The following is a 22,428-nucleotide window of genomic DNA, read 5'->3' as shown; positions in this document are numbered from 1 at the left end:
GTGAATATAATATTATGGGAAATAAAAGCATACAAAAGTTTTTTGCCGATCAAAATTCTGTAATTGATTTATCTTCTTTGGGTAATGCCAAAGGCGCAAAAGTTTCTCTTTCCGGGCCAGACATGAACATTACCACGCCGCGTGGTTCAGTGATCATTGTCAATGGCGCTCTTTATTCAAGTATCAAAGGCAATAACCTCGCTGTTAAATTTAAAGATAAGACTATTACTGGCGCTAAAATTCTGGGCAGCGTAGATTTAAAAGATATTCAACTGGAGAGAATTGACAGCTCATTGGTTGATTCTGCTCAGGTAGAAAAGAAAGGTAATGGCAAACGACGAAATAAGAAGGAAGAAGAGGAATTAAAAAAGCAGCTTGACGAGGCTGAAAACGCAAAGAAAGAAGCTGATAAGGCGAAGGAAGAAGCAGAGAAAGCTAAGGAGGCTGCAGAAAAAGCGCTCAATGAAGCGTTTGAAGTACAGAACTCGTCAAAGCAAATGGAAGAAATGCTGCAGGAATTTTTGGCTGACAATGTAGCAAAAGACAATCTGGCTCAGCAAAGCGATGCTTCCCAGCAAAATACACAGGCTAAAGCAACGCAGGCTTCTAAACAGAACGATGCTGAAAAAGTTCTTCCTCAACCTATTAATAAAAATACCAGCACTGGCAAAAGTAATAGCAGTAAAAATGAGGAAAATAAGCTCGATGCCGAGTCTGTTAAAGAGCCGCTTAAAGTCACATTAGCGCTTGCGGCCGAAAGTAACAGCGGTAGCAAAGATGATAGTATAACTAATTTTACCAAACCTCAGTTTGTAGGTAGCACTGCTCCCAATGCCACGGTCATTATTAAAATTAATGGTATTGCTGTCGGTCAGGCTGTAGCGGATAGTTTGGGTAACTTCACCTTTACAGCGCCTGAAACATTGACTGATGGAACATACAATCTGGAGGCAGAGGCCAAGACTGCTGATGGGAGCGGTAGCGCCAAACTTGTCATTACTATCGATTCCGTTACCGATAAGCCAACATTTGAACTTTCGCCTGAAAGTAGTGTGTCTGGTCATAAGGGCTTAACGCCGACCTTGACGCCTTCAATTGTTGGTACGGCGGAAGAGAATGCCAAGGTTGACATTTATGTAGATAATAAACTGGTTGCCAGCGTTGATGTCGATAAAGATGGAAACTGGAGTTATGAATTTAAAGATAATGAACTATCTGAGGGCGAAAATAGTATAAAAGTCGTTGCCGTGGATAAAGCAGGTAATAAAAACGAAACGACGGATAGTATCATAACCGACACCATTGCTCCGGAAAAGCCGACGATTGAGCTGGATGATAGTAGTGATTCCGGCATTAAAAATGACAGCATTACTAATAGCACCCTGCCAACATTTATTGGTGTGGCGGAACCCGGTTCTACAGTCTCTATTTATCTTGGACTTAAACATCTTGGTGAGGTCATTGTTGCTAAAGATGGGACATGGAGCTATACGCTTACTACGCCGCTCAAGGATGGCGAATACAATATAACAGCAACAGCTACTGATATTGCCGGGCATACCTCAGCGACGGCAAATCTGCCTTTTACTATTGATACACGTATCAGCTATTTCAGCGCTGAGATTGAAACTACTGATGATAGCGGTATTGTTGGAGATAACGTTACTAACAATACTCGCCCAACCTTTACAGGTAAAACTGAGCCAAATGCTATTATCAGTGTCATAAATAGTGAGACTGGCGAAGAGGTTATTTTTAAAGCGAATGACAAGGGCGAATGGACGTTCAATTTCACTTCCGACTCAGTGGAAGGGGTTAACAATCTTACGTTCACTGTTGAAGATGTCGCTGGCAACAAAAAGGATTTTTCCTTTAGTTACGTTATCGATACTGTTGCCCCTGTACCTCCGACAGTTTCTTTGGAGGATTTTGTTGTTTTACCGAATGGTATAATTTTATCAGGGAATGATTTACCGGCTTTAGTCGGTACGGCAGAGCCAAAGTCTACCATCTTATTGATGCGAGATGGTAAATTATATGACAGCATTGAGGTTGACTCAAACGGGACCTGGAATTATCAGTTTAGTAATAAATTTCTTCAGGGTGCCTATGATATTGAAATCATTTCTCAGGATGCCGCCGGTAATAAATCCTCTACTGTTAAATATTCTTTTACTATTCAAACTGAAGTTGTACCTCCAAAAGCGGAACTCGATGCCAGTGATGATTCCGGTGCAAAAGGCGACTGGATTACCAATAAACATAATGCTCTGACGTTACTGGGAACAGCGGATAGGTTTGCTACCGTAAATATCCTTATTGATGGTAAAACGATAGGCGTGACGACTGCGGATGCAGACGGTAACTGGAATTTTGATATTTCCCGAAATCTGTCTGACAATGTTTATAAGATTACGGTTGAATCCATCGATCCTTTAGGAAGAACGTCATCTGTAGATTATCAGCTTACCATTGATAGCTTTACGCCGATCCCTACTGTTATGTTGCATGATAGCGCTGATTCTGGCGTTAAAGGCGATATGATTACTAAAATTAATACGCCGTTGTTTACCGGGATGGCTGAAGCTAATGCTAAGGTTTCCATCTATGTTGACGGTGTGTTAAGTGGTGAGGCTATTGCTGGCGATGATGGTGTATGGAATTTTCAATTTACCACAGCGTTATCCGATGGCTCGCATGACGTAACGGTAAAGGTAGAAGATATTGCCGGTAATACTGCCTCCTCATCAGCGTATAATTTCCAAATCGTAACGCAAACGCAAAAACCAACAATAGAGTTGGTCAACGATACGGGGGTTGATAATACAGACCATATTATTAATGAAAAGAATCCTGCACTGACAGGAACCGCTGCACCCTATTCAACGGTTAAACTCTATATTGATGGCGCACTGATCGCTGAGGTCAGAACAAATAAAGATGGCAGATGGGAGTATACCCTGAAAGCCGATCAAGGTTTGGTTGATGGCGATCATAGAATAACCGCTTCAGTTGAAGATATCGCTGGCAACATTGCCCATTCGGATCCTTTCTTAATTAGCGTCGATACTGCTATTTCAATACCGATAGTTTCATTGAGCCCGGATTCAGATTCGGGAATTGCAGATGATAATTTAACGAATATCGTTAAACCTACCTTGCACCTAAAAGATATTGATCCGGACATTATCAGTGTTCAGGTATGGGATGCCATGTCTGATACGCAGATCGGTGTTGCCACGCAACAACCTGATGGTTCATGGGCCTATACCTTTACTTCAGATTTAACGGAAGGCTTGCATCAGGTTTATGTCAAGGTTGAGGACATTGCGGGTAATAAAGCGAACAGTGCGGTATTCGATTTTACTATCGATACCACAGTATCAACGCCGGTGATTTCCCTGCTTTCTAAGGATGATACGGGGGTTACAGGCGATAACCTGACCAATATCAATAAGCCAGGTTTTGCTATTTCCGGTGTTGATGCTGATGCGCATCGGGTCGTCGTACAGGTGATGCACAATGGCGTGAGCGAAGAGATCGAACTTTCCCACCTCAATGGTAGTTGGTTATTTACACCAGGGAATACGTGGGCGGATGGCAGCTACACGTTAACGGTGAAAGTAGAAGATAAGGCAGGAAATACCAACTACTCAGCGCCGCTGACGGTCGTTATCGATACCCAAATCGCCATTGATGGGGTGGAACTGGTCAACGATAGCGGCGTGAAAGGCGATAATATGACCAACGACGACCGTCCCCACTTTCGTGTGACGGTACCTACGGATGTCAATGAAGTCCGTCTGAGCATTGACGGTGGTAATTCGTGGGTTCAGGCAACTCCGGGCGTGGCAGGAAGCTGGGAGTATATCTGGCCGACAGACCTGGCAGATGGTCAATACACGCTAACGGTGGAAGCGACTGATAAAGCAGGCAATACAGTGACGAAGACCATCGATTTCGCGGTGGATACCACGCTGTCAGTGCCGGTCATCGTACTGGATAGCGCGGACGACACCGGCATCCAGGGCGATAACATGACGAATAGCACCCAGCCGACATTTGCCCTGCAGCATATTGATGATGATGCCGTTCGCGTTACGGTCAGCGTGGAGCATGGCGGCGTCACCACCACATTTGACGCCACGAAAGGCACAGGCGGATGGAGCTTTACGCCGACAGGGGCGTGGGCGGATGGTGATTATACCCTGAGTGTGTCAGTCGAAGATAAAGCGGGGAACACCAGCCATTCTGCATCGTTGACGGTGACGGTGGACACGCAAATCGCCATTAATAACATTGAACTGGTCAATGACAGCGGTATTCCCAACGATAATCTGACTAATAACGTGCGTCCGCACTTCCAGGTGACGGTACCGACGGATGTCAACGTGGTGCGCCTGAGCATTGACGGCGGCAAGACGTGGTTCAACGCTACCCAGAGCGCGACGCCGGGCGCCTGGGATTATATCTGGCCGGATGATGTGGCCGACGGAGGCTATACCCTGACGGTAGAAGCGACCGACAAGGCGGGAAACAAGACGACGCAGGAACTTGATTTCACCATCGATACCACTCTGTCTGTGCCGACCCTCTCGCTGGACAGCGCAGATGACAGCGGCATCGCGGGCGATAATATCACCAATGTTAAAACGCCGGGCTTTACCCTCAACAATATTGATACCGATGTCAGCCGGGTAACAGTGGAGGTAATGCACAATGGCATTAAACAGGAGGTGCCACTGGTTCAGACCGGCGGACAGTGGCGCTTTGCGCCGACCAGCGACTGGGCGGACGGCGACTATATCCTGACGGTGAAGGTAGAAGATAGGGCCGGAAATGTGAAGCAGTCCGCGCCGTTGACGGTGACAGTGGACACGCATATCGCCATTGACCGTATTGAACTGGTTAACGACAGCGGTATCCCCGGCGATAATCTGACCAATGAAGCGCGCCCGCACTTTCAGGTGACAGTACCGGCGGATGTTAACGGTGTAAGACTGAGTATTGATGGCGGCAAAACGTGGTTTGACGCCACGCAGAGCGCGACGCCGGGCGTTTGGGATTATACCTGGCTGACGAATGTGGCTAACGGCCCTCACACCCTGATGGTGGAAGCGTCCGACAAGGCGGGAAACAAAACGACGCAGAAACTGGACTTCATCATCGATACCATGCTGTCAGAACCGACGATTACCCTGGACAGTGCGGATGACAGCGCCGCTGGCGATAACATCACCAACGTTAAGATGCCAGGCTTTACCCTCGGTAATATCGACGCCGACGTGACCAAAGTGGTGGTGACGGTGGCGCATGATGGTAAGAACCAACAGATAGAGTTGATTAAGAACGGCGGTGTGTGGCGCTTTACGCCGGGCGCAGCCTGGACCGATGGCGACTATACGTTGACGGTAAAGGTAGAAGATAAGGCGGGTAATACAAATTATTCTGCGCCGCTGACGGTGACTATCGATACGCAAACGTCTATTGATCGCATTGAGCTTCTTAATGACACGGGTATTGTCGGGGATAACCTGACCAATGAAGCACGTCCACAGTTTCATATTACGGTACCGACGGACGTGAACTCTGTGCAACTGAGTCTTGATGGCGGCATCAACTGGGTTAACGCAACGCTGACGTCTGACGGCGTTTGGGAGTATATATGGCCGACAGATCTGGTCGAAAATACGTATACCCTGACAGTGAAAGCAACCGATGTTGCAGGCAACACGGCGACGGAAACGCTCAATTTTATCATTGATACCACATTGTCGACACCGACCATCACGCTGGATAGCGCAGATGATAGCGGCACCGCCAACGATAATAAGACTAACGTTAAAACGCCGGGTTTTATTATCGGAGGTATTGATTCTGACGTGACTCAGGTCGTCGTGCAGGTGATGCGCGATGGTCACAGCGAGGAGGTGGAGCTGACGCAGACTAACGGGCAGTGGCGTTTTGTACCCGGCAGCGCGTGGACTGATGGCGACTATACGCTGACGGTAACGGTGAAAGATGAGGCGGGTAATATTCGCCACTCAGCGCCGTTGACGGTCACCATCGATACGCAAATCGCCATTGACCATATTGAACTGGTCAATGACAGCGGTATTCCCGACGATAATCTGACCAATGAAGCGCGCCCGCACTTCCAGGTGACGGTACCGACGGATGTCAACGTGGTGCGCCTGAGCATTGACGGCGGCAAGACGTGGTTCAACGCTACCCAGAGCGCGACGCCGGGCGTCTGGGATTATACCTGGCTGGCTGATGTGGGAGAGGGTAAGCATACCCTGACAGTGGAGGCGACCGACAAGGCGGGAAACAAAACGACGCAGCAACTGGACTTCATCATCGATACCCTACTGTCAGAACCGACTATCGTGCTGGACAACACGGACGACAGCGGAACAAAAGGCGATAACCTGACCAACGTAAATAAGCCGACGTTTTTACTGGGCAATATTGACGCAGACGCGCGGTATGTCACGGTTGAGGTGCAGCATGGCGGCACGAAAGAAGTGCTGACGGCCACCAAAGACGCGACCGGCAACTGGAGCGTAACACCGACCGGCACATGGGCAGATGGCGACTATACGCTGACGGTGAGGGTGGAAGATGAGGCGGGGAACGAAAAACACTCAGCGTCGCTGACGGTCACTGTTGATACCCAAATCACCATTGATGCTATTGAACTGGTTAATGATAACGGTATTCCCGGCGACAATATGACTAACGACGCCCATCCGCAGTTCCGCGTGACGGTACCGGGGGACGTTAACGAAGTCAGTCTGAGCATTGACGGTGGCGTGACCTGGGTTAAGGCGACACAGAGCGCGACGCCGGGCGTCTGGAATTATACCTGGCCGGGCACCGTGCCGGATGGCGACTATACGCTGAATGTGAAAGCGACTGACAATGCGGGTAATACGGTGACGGAGACACTCCACTTCACTATTGATACCACGCTGTCGACGCCGGTCATCGTACTGGATAGCGCGGACGACACCGGCATCCAGGGCGATAACATGACTAATCGCACCCAGCCGACATTTAACCTGCAACATATTGATGATGATGCCGTTCGCGTTACGGTCAGCGTGGAGCATGGCGGCGTCACCACCACATTTGACGCCACGAAAGGTGTAGGCGGATGGACCTTTACGCCGCCGACATCATGGGGGGCGGGCGATTATACCCTGAGTGTGTCAGTCGAAGATAAAGCGGGGAACACCAGCCATTCGGCATCGCTGACGGTGACGGTGGACACGCAAATCGCCATTAATAACATTGAACTGGTCAATGACAGCGGTATTCCCGACGATAATCTGACTAATAACGTGCGTCCGCAGTTCCAGGTGAAGGTACCGACGGATGTTAACGAGGTGCGCCTGAGCATTGACGGCGGCAAGACATGGTTCAACGCTACCCAGAGCGCGACGCCGGGCGTCTGGGATTATACCTGGCTGGCTGATGTGGGAGAGGGGAAACATACCCTGACAGTGGAGGCGACCGACAAGGCGGGAAACCAGACGACGCAGAAACTGGACTTCATCATCGATACCCTACTGTCAGAACCGACTATCGTGCTGGACAGCACGGACGACAGCGGAACAAAAGGCGATAACCTGACCAACGCGAATAAGCCGACGTTTTTACTGGGTAATATTGACGCAGACGCGCGGTATGTCACGGTTGAGGTGCAGCATGGCAGCACGAAAGAAGTGCTGACGGCCACCAAAGGCGCGACCGGCATCTGGAGCGTGACACCGACCGGCACATGGGCAGATGGCGACTATACGCTGACGGTGAGGGTGGAGGATGAAGCGGGTAACGTAAAATACTCGGCGCCGCTGACGGTCACGGTTGATACCCAAATCACCATTGATGCTATTGAACTGGTTAATGATAACGGTATTCCCGGCGACAACCTGACCAATGACGTTCGTCCACACTTCCGTGTCACGGTGCCAGGGGATGTCAACGAGGTACGTCTGAGTATCGACGGCGGTAATACGTGGGTTCGTGCAACACAGGGCACGGCAGGGATCTGGGATTACACCTGGCCGAAAGATGTGACCGACGGGCTACATACCCTGACGGTAGAAGCGACCGATAAGGCGGGAAATAAGACGACGCAGACGCTCGATTTTACCATTGATACCCGGCTGTCAACGCCTACCATCACTATGGATAGCAGGGACGATACAGGTGCCATTGGCGATCATATTACGAGCGTCAAAAGACCGGGCTTTACCATTGGCAATATTGACTCCGATGCGCAATCGGTCATTTTGCGGATCACACAGGGCGGCAATAGCCAGGAAGTGACACTAACCCAAGTTGGAGGACAGTGGCGCTTTACGCCAGATGCTGACTGGGCGGACGGTAGCTATACACTGACGGTAGAGGTAACGGATAACGCAGGAAACGTTCGTCAGTCCACGCCGCTGATAGTGACGGTAGATACGCAAACCAGCATTACTGATATTACATTGGTCAATGATCATGGCGTGCCGGATGACAATCTAACTAACAGCACCCGTCCGCAGTTTGAGATCACGGTGCCGGCGGATGTGAATTCTGTGCAACTGAGCATTGATGGCGGCGCAAACTGGGTGAGCGCGGCGCAGGGTATCGAAGGCGTCTGGGGCTATACCTGGCCAACGGATATGGGCGATGGAAAACACATCCTAACCGTCATGGTCACCGACAGAGCGGGCAATACGGCGACGCAAACGCTTGAATTTTTCATCGACACCCGGTTGTCGACGCCGACCATTGCGCTGGATAGTACGGATGATACCGGTACGCCTGGCGATGATATGACCAATCGCACCCGACCGACCTTTATTCTGCAGAATATCGATTCGGATGTTATCAACGTTACAGTCAGCGTCACGCATAATGGAACGACAACCTCGTTTACTGCGACACAGGGGGCTGGAGGATGGAGCTTTACACCGCCAGCGCCGTGGGGCGACGGTGATTATACGCTGACGGTGACAGTGGAGGATCGGGCGGGAAATACGCGTCCGTCTACGCCGCTGACGGTGACAGTGGATACGCAAATAGCCATTGATCATATTGAATTAGTCAACGATAGCGGCGTCCCTGGCGATAATGTCACAAAACATGTGCGTCCGCAGTTCCAGATCTCGGTACCGGATGATGTGGAAAAGGTTCTTCTGAGTATTGACGGCGGCACGACTTGGGTTACTGCAATCAAGAGTTCGACGGCTGGCATTTGGGATTACACCTGGCCGACGGATATGCCAGAGGGACAGCATACCCTGATCGTGGAAGTGACTGACGGTGCGGGTAATAAGATGACGGGGACGCTCGATTTCACTATCGACATCACGTTGTTGACGCCAACCATTGAGCTGGCGCCCGATCAGGATACCGGACAGAATAAGAACGATAATCTGACCAGCGTCACTCAGCCGATATTTGTGTTGGGGAGTATCGATAAAGATGTTCGACACGTGGAATTGAGTATTGAGCATAACGGTACGTTTAAAACGGTGGTACTCACCGAATCAGCCGACGGCTGGCGCTATCGACCAGATTCTGCTTTGGCGGACGGTAGCTACACATTCACCGTGACGGTAACAGATGTGGCAGGCAACCAGCAAACATCCGCGCCTTTAAAGGTGACGATAGACGGTACGTTGACTACGCCGGTGATTGAACTGGCAGCTGGCGAAGATAGTGGTACTGTTGGCGATCGCCTCACCAATCACGATCGGCCTGTGTTCGACATACGCCAGGTTGATTCTGACGTTACGCGCGTGATGGTCAAAGTAACTTACAACGGTAAAACGCACGAGGAAGCGGCGGTATTCACCAATGGTCAATGGCGCTTTACGCCTTCTGCGAGCTGGGCTGATGGCTCATATCAGTTAGCCGTTGTGGTGGAAGATCTGGCGGGGAATGTAAAAGAATCTGCGCCGTTTGAGGTGCGTATTGATACCACGACAACCATTAACAATATCGTATTGCTTAATGATACTGGCGTGCAGAATGATCAATTAACGAATGTTGCCAAACCGTCATTCAGAATTGACGTTCCCGGTGATGTCATCCAGGTACGCGTAACCCTGGATGGTGGCGCTAACTGGAATGTGATACGCAAAAATGCCGACGGACAGTGGATTTTTGACAGCCCGAATACTCTGGTTGACGGCACATATACCCTTCGCGTAGAGGCCACGGATCAGGCAGGTAATATTGCGAATAAAGATTTAGTATTTAATATCGATACTAATATACAGGTTCCGACTATTGCTTTAGACGCAGGACAAGATACCGGAGCGAATACCGCCGATAATATTACTAATATTTCACGACCCACCTTTACGATTGGTAATGTTGACCCCGATGTTATTAAAGTCGTGGTGACGATTGATGGTCATGATTATAACGCGACTAAGGTTGGGGCTGGTTGGCAATTTACACCAGGCAATGCCATTCCGGATGGTTCTTATAATATTACCGTTACGGTTGAAGATAAGGCCGGAAATACCGCGACATCGAAACCATTACCTGTTGTGATAGATACGACGGCTGAAATTGAAAGCGTCACGTTGGTTACAGATAGCGGTGATAGCGATGTAGATAACATTACCAAAGTCGACAAGCCGCAGTTTAGTATTGTTACCGCTGATGATATTACCCATGTGCGCGTTAAAATCGATAACGCCGCTAATTGGATTGAACTCACAAAAGGAGGGGATGGCCGCTGGATATTTAATGTCGGTTCGGCATTACCTGATGGGAAACACACTCTCTTGGTTGATGTGACTGATATCGCCGGCAACGTTGCGCAAGAAACGCTGCAGTTTACGATTGATACGACTCTGCGAGAGCCGACAATTGTACTCGATCCCACCCATGATACTGGTGATGATACTAATGATAATCTTACCAGGATTAACAAACCGGTGTTTATTATCGGTAATGTCGATAATGATGTATCACACATTGTGGTTCATATTGATGGTCGGGATTACACCATTGAAAACACAGGGGGGAATTTAACCTTTACGCCGGATCAACCGCTGTCTGACGGTCAGCATACGATCTCTGTTACCGTAACGGATATTGCTGGTAATACCAAAACATCGGCCGAACTGCAGATTGAAATCGACACGCAGGTTCAGATTGACAGTGTTACGTTAACAACAGATAGCGGCGTCAACGATCACGATAATGTCACCAATGCTACCCGTCCCTCTTTTGAAATTGCAACGCCTGATGATGTGACATCGGTGCTGGTTTCTTTCGATGGCGTAAACTGGACGCCTATCAGTAAAAATGCGGCCGGGCAGTGGGAATTTACTGCAGGTAGCGCATTGCCTGATGGTCATTATACTCTCCATGTCCAGGCGACGGATCGGGCAGGAAATACGGCAAATTCCACGCTGGGCTTCACCGTGGATACGCAGATTGACGGCCTGAGCGTCGTGATGCTGGACGACGCCGGAAAGGATTCTACGGATGGTATTACGAATATTACCTCTCCACGTTTTGAAATTTCAGCCAGAGAACCGCTGCAGAGCGTGACGGTAATTTTAAACGGGAAATCCAGCACACTGACTCAGGGGGCAGGTAATAAATGGCTGTTTACCCCTGATACACCGTTAGTGGATGGAACTTACAAAATAGAAATAGTGGCTGAAGATATCGCAGGTAATAAAATTAGCAAAGAGGTATCATTCACAATAGACACTATTGTTTCTGATCCCAGTATTGATTTGCTGGATGCGGATGATACTGGCGAAAGCGCTGTTGATAATATTACGAGTGTCACTAAACCACGTTTCGTTATTGGCAATGTACCCGCCGATATTGATACTGTTGTAATCAGAATTAACGGCGTTTCTTATCCGGTTACGGCAAATGGCAATAACCTCTGGGAATTTCAGGTTCCCGTTGCGTTAAACGATGGCGTATATGAAGCCGTTGTTGTCTTCAGAGATATTGCCGGAAATACTTCTGAAACTAAGCTGCCCTTTACCATTGATACCACGACAAGCGTCAGTGTCAGAATGGAGCCAGCGTCTGATACCGGCAGCTCCAATAGCGATAACCTTACGAATAAGCAAAATCCCAAATTCGAAGGTACTGCGGAGCCTAATGCGAAACTGGTGATTACCATTGTTGACGATAAGTCAGGTCGGGAGGTTCTAAAACACACGATTACGGTTGGCGCCGATGGCAACTGGAGTGTGACGCCGAATATACTGCCGGATGGCATGTATACCATCAACGTCGTCGCAACAGATGTCGCGGGAAATACTGCGCAAACGCAGGAAAGATTCACTATCGATACGGTTACGATCGATCCTACCATTCGCCTTTCGGATCCATCTATTGATGATCAGTATGAGGCAACCAGCCTGCGTCCTGAGTTCAAAGGGCTCGCCGAAGCGTTCTCGACGATTATGATTCAGTGGGATGGGAAAGTGGTCGGCTCGGCAAACGCCAATGCGAATGGTGAATGGAGTTGGACGCCGCCATCAGTATTAGCGCCAGGCTCCTATGTTGTGAGCATTGTTGCCAAAGATAAAGCGGGTAATGAATCGTCGCAGGTCGACTTTCCTGTAGTAATACCGGTTATTGATGTCACGCCTCCAACCATAAAGCTCAGCGAGGAGAGCGATAGTGGTGCCTTAGGAGACTTTACGACGAATAATAAAACGCCGACCCTGGTTGGGAACACGTTACCTAATGCGATTGTGAGTATTTATGTGGATGGCGTGAAGGTCGGCGAGGCGACAGCGGATACAGCGGGTCGATATACTTTCCAGTTATCGGAAATGAAAGATGGCCATTATGTCGTCCAGGTGGGTATCGTCAACCCTCGCGATAATAGCGAACTGCGTTCTACCGCCGTTGATGTCACTATCGATACCGAGGTTGCTGAACTGGTATGGAATATATCTGGAATGCATGAGGGCGGATATATCAATACGGTGACGCCGGAGATTGGCGGCACCAGTGAGCCAAACAGCAAAATCACTATCTTTGTGAATGGCGTTGAAAAAGCGATTGCTTATACGACAGGCGCAGGACACTGGGGCGTAGTATTACCTGCTTTGGGTAATGACGGTAATTATGTATTAACGTTTAAAGTTGAAGATGTTGCCGGCAATATCAGAGAGTTTGGTCCGCAGAATGTGATACTGGATACGGTAATTTCGCCGTTAACCGTGGTATTACGCGAAGCTGATGACAGTGGCAAAGTTGGCGACTGGATCACCAATAAATCTCATGTCACCATCGATGGTACTGCCGAAGCCGGAAGTACTTTAACCATCAGGAATCCGCAGGGGGTGGTTATTGCTACCCTGGTGGTAGGCAATGATGGTCGATGGAGCGCAGAATTAGATCTGCGTGAAGGTAGTAATGCCTTTGTCGTGGTATCGGAAGATAAAGCGGGCAACAGCCAACAAAAAGATATCCTGATAGAACATGATACGCAGATTGAAATCAGCGATATTTCATTAAGTCGGGATACTAATAGCGGTGATAAATATGATCTGATTACCAATAATAAGTCTCCGGTACTGGTTGCCATGACCGATCCCGGCGCGACGGTACAGGTTTATATTAATGGTGTGTTACAAGGCACAGTAGAGGCGAGTTCGTCAGGTAATATTAGCTATACCATGCCGGCAAATAGCGCCGACGGCGAGTATCAGGTGCAATTTGTTGCTACGGATACTGCTGGTAACCGGGTTGAGTCTGCGATTACAACCGTGACAATCGATTCTCAAATTGCTGTCTTTGACATTGATGAAGATTCATTACCGGCCCTCTCTAATAACCGGGCGTTGTCAGTCTCAGGTGTCGGGGAGGCAGGTTCTCAGGTCAGCATCTTTGTCGATGGTAAATTAGTCAACGTTGTTATGGTTGAGGCTGATGGCACATGGCGCGCGCCGATACTGCTGCAAGATGATGGTACGTTTAATATTCATTTCAGCATTACTGACGTTGCTGGCAACACTGAAGTGAGCAAGGATTATAGCGTGGATGTCGATTCATCAACCGACTTCCCAACGCTCAACCTTGAAGATGCGAGCAACTCTGGTTCACTTGACGATCTGATTACTAGTCACAACAAGCCTGTGTTAGTTGGCACCGCAGAAGCGGGAGCCACAATCCATATTTATGTGGATGAAAAGATCGTGGCAAATGTTCTTGTGCTTGAAGATGGAACCTGGTCCTATCAGTTTGATAATGCGTTAAAAGATGGTGAATATTCTATCCGAGTGGTTGCCGAAGACCCGGCAGGTAATACGGCAGAATCGCCTCGCTTACTCGTCACGATAGATACCAGTACGTTTATCGATAATCCTGTTATGATGGCAGGTTCTGATAACGGTATTTTCAGTAATGATAGTATAACGAGTCAAACCCGGCCTGCGTTTAGTATTTATGGAGAAATGAACCAGAGTGTTCAGATTTTCATTGATGGGGTGTTAGTCGATACGATCACGGTGACGGACAGAAATCAAGTTTATCGACCTGAGTCACCGTTGGGCGATGGTTCCCATAGCATTTATTATGTTATCACCGATAAAGCAGGCAACACGGCTACCTCGAAAACGCTAAACTTTACTATCGATACCTTTAATACGACGCCTGTCGCCATTGATTCTATCGGTGGACAAACGTTAGCAGAGATGACCGGTAGTGATGGCAAAATATATATAACGGACACGACACGTAACTTATTGTTTAGTGGCAGTGCCGAGCCCAATAGCAAAATAGAAATCATCATTAATGGCTTAAATGTGGGGGAAGTTTGGGTTAATGACAAAGGCCACTGGCAGATGCCGGTGAACCCGCTTTATTTCACAGAAGGCCAGCTGGATATCACTGTTAAATCTACGGACCGTGCTGGTAACGTAAATCAGGAAAAGTATTCCATTTGGGTCGATACGCATATCCAGGTATTTACCAGCGAGCTTGATGACAATAAATCATCATCGAAAACGGACTGGTGGAGTAATAGCTCTACTATTACCATGAGAGGTATGGGGGAAATTGGCGCTACGGTATCATTAATCGTGGCAGGGGTCACGCTGGCAACCGCTGTCGTTGCGGCTAATGGGCAGTGGGAGTTATCGACCGATCAACTTCCGGAAGGGAAATACGATATCACTTTGAGTATTGAGGATAACGCAGGCAACCGTAAGGAAGAGGTACATGAAATATTTATTGATCGAACGCCGCCAAACGCTCCGGTCGTAACTTATTCAGATATTGTCAACGATCTAATTATTATGCAGGGGACGGCGGAAGCCAAATCTCAGCTAATAATAACCGATAGTAATGGGAATACTTATACGTTAACCGTTCCTGATAATGGTAAATGGAGTATGGCGATCCCGTATCCATCGGAAGGGAAGTTTACCATTACGAGTGTGGATGCGATTGGTAACCGGAGTGATGATGTCCCTCTCGATATCATGAAAGAGACTCCTGTTATTTCATTATCTCCAGACTCAGACAGTGGTACGGTGGGCGATAATATTACGCGAGATAATCAGCCTACCTTTATTATCGGGAATCTGGAAAGCGATGTTGTGGTCGTTCAGGTCGATATCAATGGGACCGTATATAATGCTGAAAAAAATGCCGATGGCGTTTGGTTCTTTACGCCAGGTACACCGTTAGCTGATGGTTCCTATACGATATCGGTAATCGCAAGCGATGCCGCGGGTAATCAGAAAAACTCGTTACCCATTACCGTTACGATCGACAGTACGCTGACCGTGCCGGAGATTGCGCTGGCAGCAGGTGAAGGCAATGGCGCTTCAGACAGCGATAACGTGACGAATCACAATCACACCCAGCCTAAGTTCACGCTGCAGCATATTGATGCTGACGTGACCGGGGTGACCGTAAACGTGACGCATAATGGCGTGACAGACATCTATCAGGCGACGCAAGGCGCGGATGGCTGGACCTTCACGCCGCCAGCCGCCTGGAATGACGGTACCTACACGCTGAGCGTGACGGTGGTGGATCGCGCGGGGAACTCACTGCAATCTGCTTCGCTGGAGGTGACGGTTGACTCAACGGTGACGGTAACAGCGGATAGCCAGCATGACGATGCGAGCGATGACGCCACGGCAACAGCGGTTACTCCACCGGAGTCTGAAACAGTGAATGCCGAAAGCGCTACGCATCTTCGTACAGTGCCGTCTGCGGCGGAAGAAAGCGTGGTGAAGGAGACAGCCTATAGTATTACATTGTTAAACGCTGACTCTGGGGATGAAATAGATCGTTCAATTAGTCAGACACCTTCTTTTGAAATATCAGTACCTGAGAATATTGTTAATGTCAGTGTTATGTTTGAAGGAGAAGAGTTTACTCTGCCGATAACTAACCAGAAAGCAATATTCGAAGTTCCGCTATCTTTGGAAGATGGTGAATATACTATGGACGTGAAATTCATTGATAAGGACGATGATTTCCTGATTAAGGAGAAAACATTCTCAGTCGATCACTCCTCGGCGGATATTGTGAACGCAATGAATGCAAGAGGAAAGACCGAGGATGATATTAATGATTCCCCTTCCACGAGTTCTGTAGGGCACAACAATAACGGCGCTATTGATGTTTTCGCCGTTAATGAAGTTACGCTACCTGTAGATAATCAAGAAGAACACGCATAATAACGGAGGCCCCTCACCTTTGGGTGAGGGGGTTTACTTATGGATAAAAAACTAGAACCTTATTATTTAAGTGCGGAAACGGCATTATCTATAGTGTCTAAAAAATTCAACATAAAAATTGACATCAAAGAGGATGATATAAATTTAAGATTTAAAAAGTACGACAGAAATAACACTGACGACTCTATACAAATGAAGAATTTCTTTTTGTCGTTAGGGCTTTCTCTACAGGATATATTATTTAATAATGGTGAGGATTTACTAAATGAGCCTATGCCGATTTTACTATTAACACCAGAAATGAAGTGGATGGTGTGTGTGAGTGGCGGGCAAAAAATAAAGTTGGTAAACGCGCGCGGTGAACTCTGTTATGTTGAAATTGAAGATGAATATTTAAAAGAGTTATCTGCATTTAGCATACTACCTTTAAATAAAGTTGTTGATAGTATAAGAGTAAAAAATATCATAAAAAACTCTTTATCAATGAACAAGATTTTTTATACTAAATACTTCTTTTCATCTCTTTTTATGGCAATTTTTGCGTTAACTATCCCAGTATTTAGTAATCTGTTCTATGATAAGCTTGTTCCAAGTGCTTCGGTTTCATCTTTATTTGGCGTGGCTATAATTGTTGCTGTATTTATTGTTTTTGAGTTTATCCTTCGTACTTCGAAAGATATTTATCAGTCTATCACAGCAAGGCAGGATGACGTCGATATTGATATCGCCTTTCTTGAAGCGGTACTTTATAGTAAAAAGAAAAATGGCAGATCCATGTCATCAGCATTTGTGCTATGGAATGAGTTTCAGAAAATTAAACCCGTTTTATTAAACTCGATCTTTCAACGTATAGCCGATATTCCAATATTTATTATATTTCTCATTGTTATATATGTAAATTTAGGTCTGGTCGTTATTGTACCTGTTACCATGTTTATCGTCTCTATTATTATTTCCCTCGTTAACCACCATTATACTAATGAGTTAATGAACAAACAAAAAGAAGGACAGAAGAACAGGAATATTTTTATCTCAGAAGTTTTCTTATCTATTAAAATGATCCATACCTTAAATAATCAAGGTTTACTTTTTGATTGGGTCAACACATCAAATGAACAGTCGTATCTTAACCTGAAGATAAGGAAATTAAATCTTATCTATCAATCTATATTGGGGAGTATGTCATCTATTACCCAAATAACTATTATGGTAATAGCCTTTTTTATGGTAATCAAGGGTGATGTTACCACTGGCGCAATTGTTTCATCTGTCATTGTCTCTGGCCGTATTTCCGGGATCATTTCGAATTTTTCTTCTACATTAATCTCTATTTTATCAGCAGAAAAAACCGGTAAGGATCTGCTTTCTTTTTTTGATGAAGATCAGGCAGAAAAAACACCGGCATTACAGTCAATATCAAAGTGCAATGGCGATATCTCTATCCGGGGCGTGAGTTATCAGTATGATGCTCAATCTCCGATGATTATTAACCGACTGTCTATAGACATACCTGCGGGGCAACGTGTCGCGGTGGTAGGCGAATGCGGAGCAGGAAAAAGCTCATTACTGGGAATGCTATCTGGCTACCTTTCGCCAACAGACGGTGCCATCTTATATGATGGATATAACTTAGGACATTTATCGCAGAACTTTTTTTCTCAGCATTTAAGTGTGGTGACGACACATGATGTTTTATTCACCGGAACCATTGAAAGTAATTTCGCGTTAAAACCGCAAAATGACAGGGGCCGGGTACTCAAGGCGCTTCATCTGGCGAACTGTGGTTTTATCTTGCAACATCCTATGGGGCTGAAGTTTCCGGTGAATTTTATGGCTAAAAACCTGTCATCCGGACAGCAGCAGCAGTTATTATTAGCACGTAGTCTGAGCAGTAACGCCAGCGTCTTTTTATGGGATGAACCAACATCAAATCTGGATGAGAATACCGAGAAGCAAATTTTTGATAACTTAGATGAGTTTATTCATGGGAAAACGTTGATCATGGTGACGCATCGTCGATATCTGATAAAGTATTTTGACCGGGTTCTGGTAATGAAAGGTGGAAAAATAATCCGTGATTGTTCTCCGGATAAATTATTAATGTAAAATAAGCAGCGCTTGTCGCTGTTATCAGGTGGTACTGCTTAATAAAAAAGACCCGTTGCACAAACGGGTCTTTTTTGTCATTTAACGAGTCGGCAATGTCTTCAATAAGTTTAGCTCGATTCTGTTAGGGCTATTCCACTTGCCATTTTTGGATAACCACACCTGGCGGCCCTCATCAACGGCAATGCGAGGGACGTGATGGTTCGTAAGGCTACCCCTGGCGCGCGATTCCGCGTTGAGATAACCGGTGGGCGGCTTCAGCGGCAGCGATAGCGTATCAGGTCAGCACCATCGGCCATTCTGGCGGGGTCTGGCTCATCGTTTCGACCATTACGGCTTCAATGTTATGCCAGATCGCAGCGAGATCCATCATGGTAATACCGAGTAAACCGGTGGCAAACCAGCAGGCGGATACTACGCCCAGACCGCTACTGATCACCGCCAGACCAATATAATCTGATTTACGGAAACGGATATTGAGCGTGCTGGCTAAAAACATGAGCACGGCGCTCAGCAGTTGCCAACGGAGAAGAACGACACCAGTGGTTATGGCAGCCATGAAACATTTCCTCTGAATAGACCTTTGTCCAGGACAGCGCGGCGTTGCTCCCGGGAAGCATGGGATATTCTGGCTATCGACGGACGTCACATCAACATCGAATGAAACATTGTTTCTATTTCATTGTTTTTGTGAACTATATCACAAAAACCAGCTTGTTCGCCAGATCGGCAATGTATTTTTTGTGCGTTTTATAACCGTATTTTTTGTGTGACTTCTACGCGTCCGTAGAGAAACTGCCGGAAAGCAAAGATGTATTATTACTACTCTTTTATTTTTTTCGTGAAATTCAGACCTGATAAAAATATCAAGTTATTTATCAAAAGAAAGGAGTAAAGATGTATACCCCATCGTTTACTTGAGTATAAATCTGATATTATCAAAAATATTTAGCGTCCTGCCTGGTATGCGAAAGAGATTGCGCGTAGTTATTAATGGTAAATGTTGATCGGTAAAAGTCTGTTGCTAATATTGATAAATTCATGCACCGTAAACCTCCGTTTGGTTCACGTCTTATTTTGCCAACAATAGTCACAAATAATGCAGGGAAATAGGCTGAAAATGAGTCAAAGCACACGACGCAAGGTGTTGAGATTTCTCGGAACGATCATTGTGGTGTTACTTCCTGTATTGCTGGCGATCTGGTTTGCTCATATCCGGGCAGTCTCTGAAACCAGAAATCAGTTACATTCATTTGCGCAGTTGGTATTAGATAAAACGGAGCGGGTTATCCTGCAAGCAGATTTAGCCCGCGATGCCGCTGAACAATATCAGGGGCAAGCCTGTACGCCAGCCCATCAACAGCGAATGCTGAATATTATCCGCGGTCGTTTGTACATTAATGAGTTGATTTATGCTAAGGGCCAGCGTTTTCTATGCTCTACGGTTATGACGCCAACAAGTCCTTATTTTATTCCCCGCGCTGACTATAAACGAAAGCCTGACATCGCTATTTATTACTATCGTGATACGCCTTTTTTCAACGGTTATAAAATGACATATATGCAGCGGGGAAACTATGTCGCGGTTATCAATCCCTTATCTTATAGCGAGGTGATGTCAGACGATCCGGCGTTGGCCTGGGGAATGTATGATACGGTGACCAACACCTTTTTCTCCCTGAGTGAACAGGCGCAGGCTGATCAGCTATTACCTTTGGTACGACGGAGTGAACCTGTGTTCCAACAGGGTGAGCGTTTTTATACTCTGGTTAAATCAGCAAAACGACCGGTTGCCGCGATTGTTTCAACCTCAAAGCAACGCTTTTACCAGAACCTCTTTCATCAGCTTACGTTAACGCTACCGTTAGGGATCATCTGTAGCATTATCATCTTATTTATGTGGTCACGATCCCGGCAGGCATATTACTCACCGCGTCGATTGCTGCAACGGGCCATTACCAGGCACCAGCTTTGCCTTCATTATCAGCCGATCATTGATATCCGAAACGGGACATGTGTAGGTGCCGAAGCGCTATTGCGTTGGCCGGGCTATCACGGTCCGGTGATGAGCCCGTGCGAATTTATTCCGCTGGCGGAAAAAGAGGGGATGATTGAGCAGATCACCGATTATGTCGTCGAAGAGGTATTTAATGATTTAGGTGGTTTTCTGGCCGCGCACCCGCATCTTTATGTCTCTATCAATCTCTCTGCCGCCGATTTTCTCTCTTCCCGACTAATTGTGATGATTCATGAAAAAACGCGTCAGCATTCAGTGCTTGCGCAACAGATAAAGGTTGAAGTGACCGAGCGCGGATTTATTGATGTGCCTAAAATGACGCCGATTATTCAGGCGTTTCGCCAGGCGGGATACGAGGTGGCAATTGATGACTTTGGTACCGGCTATTCGAACTTGCATAACCTGTACTCATTAAATGTCGACCTTTTAAAAATTGATAAATCTTTTGTCGACACGCTAACCACTAATAGCGCCAGCCATTTGATTGTGGAACATATTATTGAAATGGCGCAAAGTTTGCGGCTAAAAATCATTGCGGAGGGGGTTGAAACGGCTGAACAGGTTAGCTGGTTGCTAAAACGCGGCGTTCAGTATTGTCAGGGATGGCACTTTGCGAAGGCGTTGCCACCGCAGGAATTCATCGCCTGGCTACAACAAACGCCCGCGCCTCTGACGATACGCGGGCAGACGCCCTACAGGCGGTGACGGTAATCGCTGGGAGTGCGATCGAACTCGCGGCGGAATACACGCGAGAAGGTTTGCTGCGATACATAGCCCAGGTCCATCGCGATATCAAAAATCGGGCGCTCGGTCGTTCGTAGCTCAACAGCCGCCAACAGGAGACGGCGCTGGCGAATATACTCGCCTAATGTTTGATGCGTTACCGTACGAAACATCCGCTGTAAATACCACTTGGAGTAGCCCGATTTTTTTGCCACCACATCAATGTTTAGCGGTTGGTCGATATGTTCATCAATCCATTCGATAAGGGTCTGAATTATCTGCTGATGCGACATATTGTTGCCTCTTAAACAGTATTCGATTCGTCGTTTTGTCTGCGGGCGAGTATAATTCCTCAAGTTAACTTGAGGTAAAGCGATTTATGGAAAAAAAATCTCCCCGTTTAAAAGCCTTACTGACGCCGGGGGAAGTTGCGAAACGTAGCGGTGTTGCTGTGTCCGCCCTGCACTTCTATGAAAGCAAAGGGCTAATTACCAGTATCCGTAATAGCGGTAACCAACGGCGATACAAGCGTGACGTGTTGCGTTATGTCGCGATTATCAAGATCGCCCAGCGTATCGGCATCCCGCTGGCAACTATCGGCGACGCGTTTGGTATCTTGCCGGAAGGACATACGTTAAGCGCGAAAGAGTGGAAGCAGCTCTCCTCGCAGTGGCGCGAAGAGTTAGACCGACGTATTCATACGCTGGTGGCGTTGCGCGATGAGCTGGACGGTTGTATCGGCTGCGGCTGTTTATCGCGTAGCGACTGTCCGCTGCGAAATCCAGGCGACAGGCTTGGCGAACACGGGACGGGTGCCCGGCTGCTTGAAGATGATTAACATGCACTCGGCCATCGGGCTGAGTTCACCTAAAACTAAAGCGC

At 47.2% G+C, this 22,428-nt stretch carries 6 protein-coding genes; 4 read left to right on the top strand and 2 right to left on the bottom strand.

The window, feature by feature from the left end; translation table 11 throughout:
* Positions 1-14: 14 nt before the first annotated feature.
* Positions 15-16,700: a non-fimbrial adhesin SiiE gene (gene siiE, locus J4650_RS13505; protein ID WP_023993542.1), complete on the top strand. Its 16,686-nt coding sequence runs from the start codon at positions 15-17 to the stop codon at positions 16,698-16,700.
* A gap of 39 nt (positions 16,701-16,739) precedes the next feature.
* Positions 16,740-18,806 (top strand): SPI-4 type I secretion system protein SiiF, encoded by a 2,067-nt coding sequence (siiF, locus tag J4650_RS13500; protein ID WP_000358577.1) that lies wholly within the window; start codon positions 16,740-16,742, stop codon positions 18,804-18,806.
* Positions 18,807-19,083: 277 nt separating this feature from the next.
* Here siiF and J4650_RS13495 read toward each other — a convergent pair whose 3' ends face one another.
* Positions 19,084-19,365 carry a YjcB family protein gene (locus J4650_RS13495; protein ID WP_000719058.1) on the bottom strand — a complete coding sequence of 94 codons (282 nt, stop codon included), beginning with the start codon at positions 19,363-19,365 and terminating at the stop codon, positions 19,084-19,086.
* Positions 19,366-19,926: 561 nt separating this feature from the next.
* On the opposite strand from J4650_RS13495, the gene J4650_RS13490 reads away from it, so the two are divergent.
* Positions 19,927-21,528 carry an EAL domain-containing protein gene (locus tag J4650_RS13490; RefSeq protein ID WP_000083650.1) on the top strand — a complete coding sequence of 534 codons (1,602 nt, stop codon included), beginning with the start codon at positions 19,927-19,929 and terminating at the stop codon, positions 21,526-21,528.
* Here J4650_RS13490 and soxS read toward each other — a convergent pair.
* Positions 21,516-21,839, bottom strand: a complete 324-nt coding sequence (gene soxS / locus J4650_RS13485; RefSeq protein ID WP_000019483.1) for a superoxide response transcriptional regulator SoxS — start codon at positions 21,837-21,839, stop codon at positions 21,516-21,518. The genes J4650_RS13490 and soxS overlap by 13 nt on opposite strands.
* A gap of 86 nt (positions 21,840-21,925) precedes the next feature.
* Here soxS and soxR point away from each other — a divergent pair, with 86 nt between their 5' ends.
* Positions 21,926-22,384: a redox-sensitive transcriptional activator SoxR gene (soxR, locus tag J4650_RS13480; RefSeq protein ID WP_000412686.1), complete on the top strand. Its 459-nt coding sequence runs from the start codon at positions 21,926-21,928 to the stop codon at positions 22,382-22,384.
* Positions 22,385-22,428 lie beyond the last annotated feature (44 nt).

Source organism: Salmonella sp. 32120201201600049SM, assembly GCF_017572835.1.
Lineage (GTDB): Bacteria > Pseudomonadota > Gammaproteobacteria > Enterobacterales > Enterobacteriaceae > Salmonella > Salmonella enterica.
Note: the sequence above shows the minus strand (reverse complement) of the source record. Positions and strands in the feature narration are given on the sequence as shown.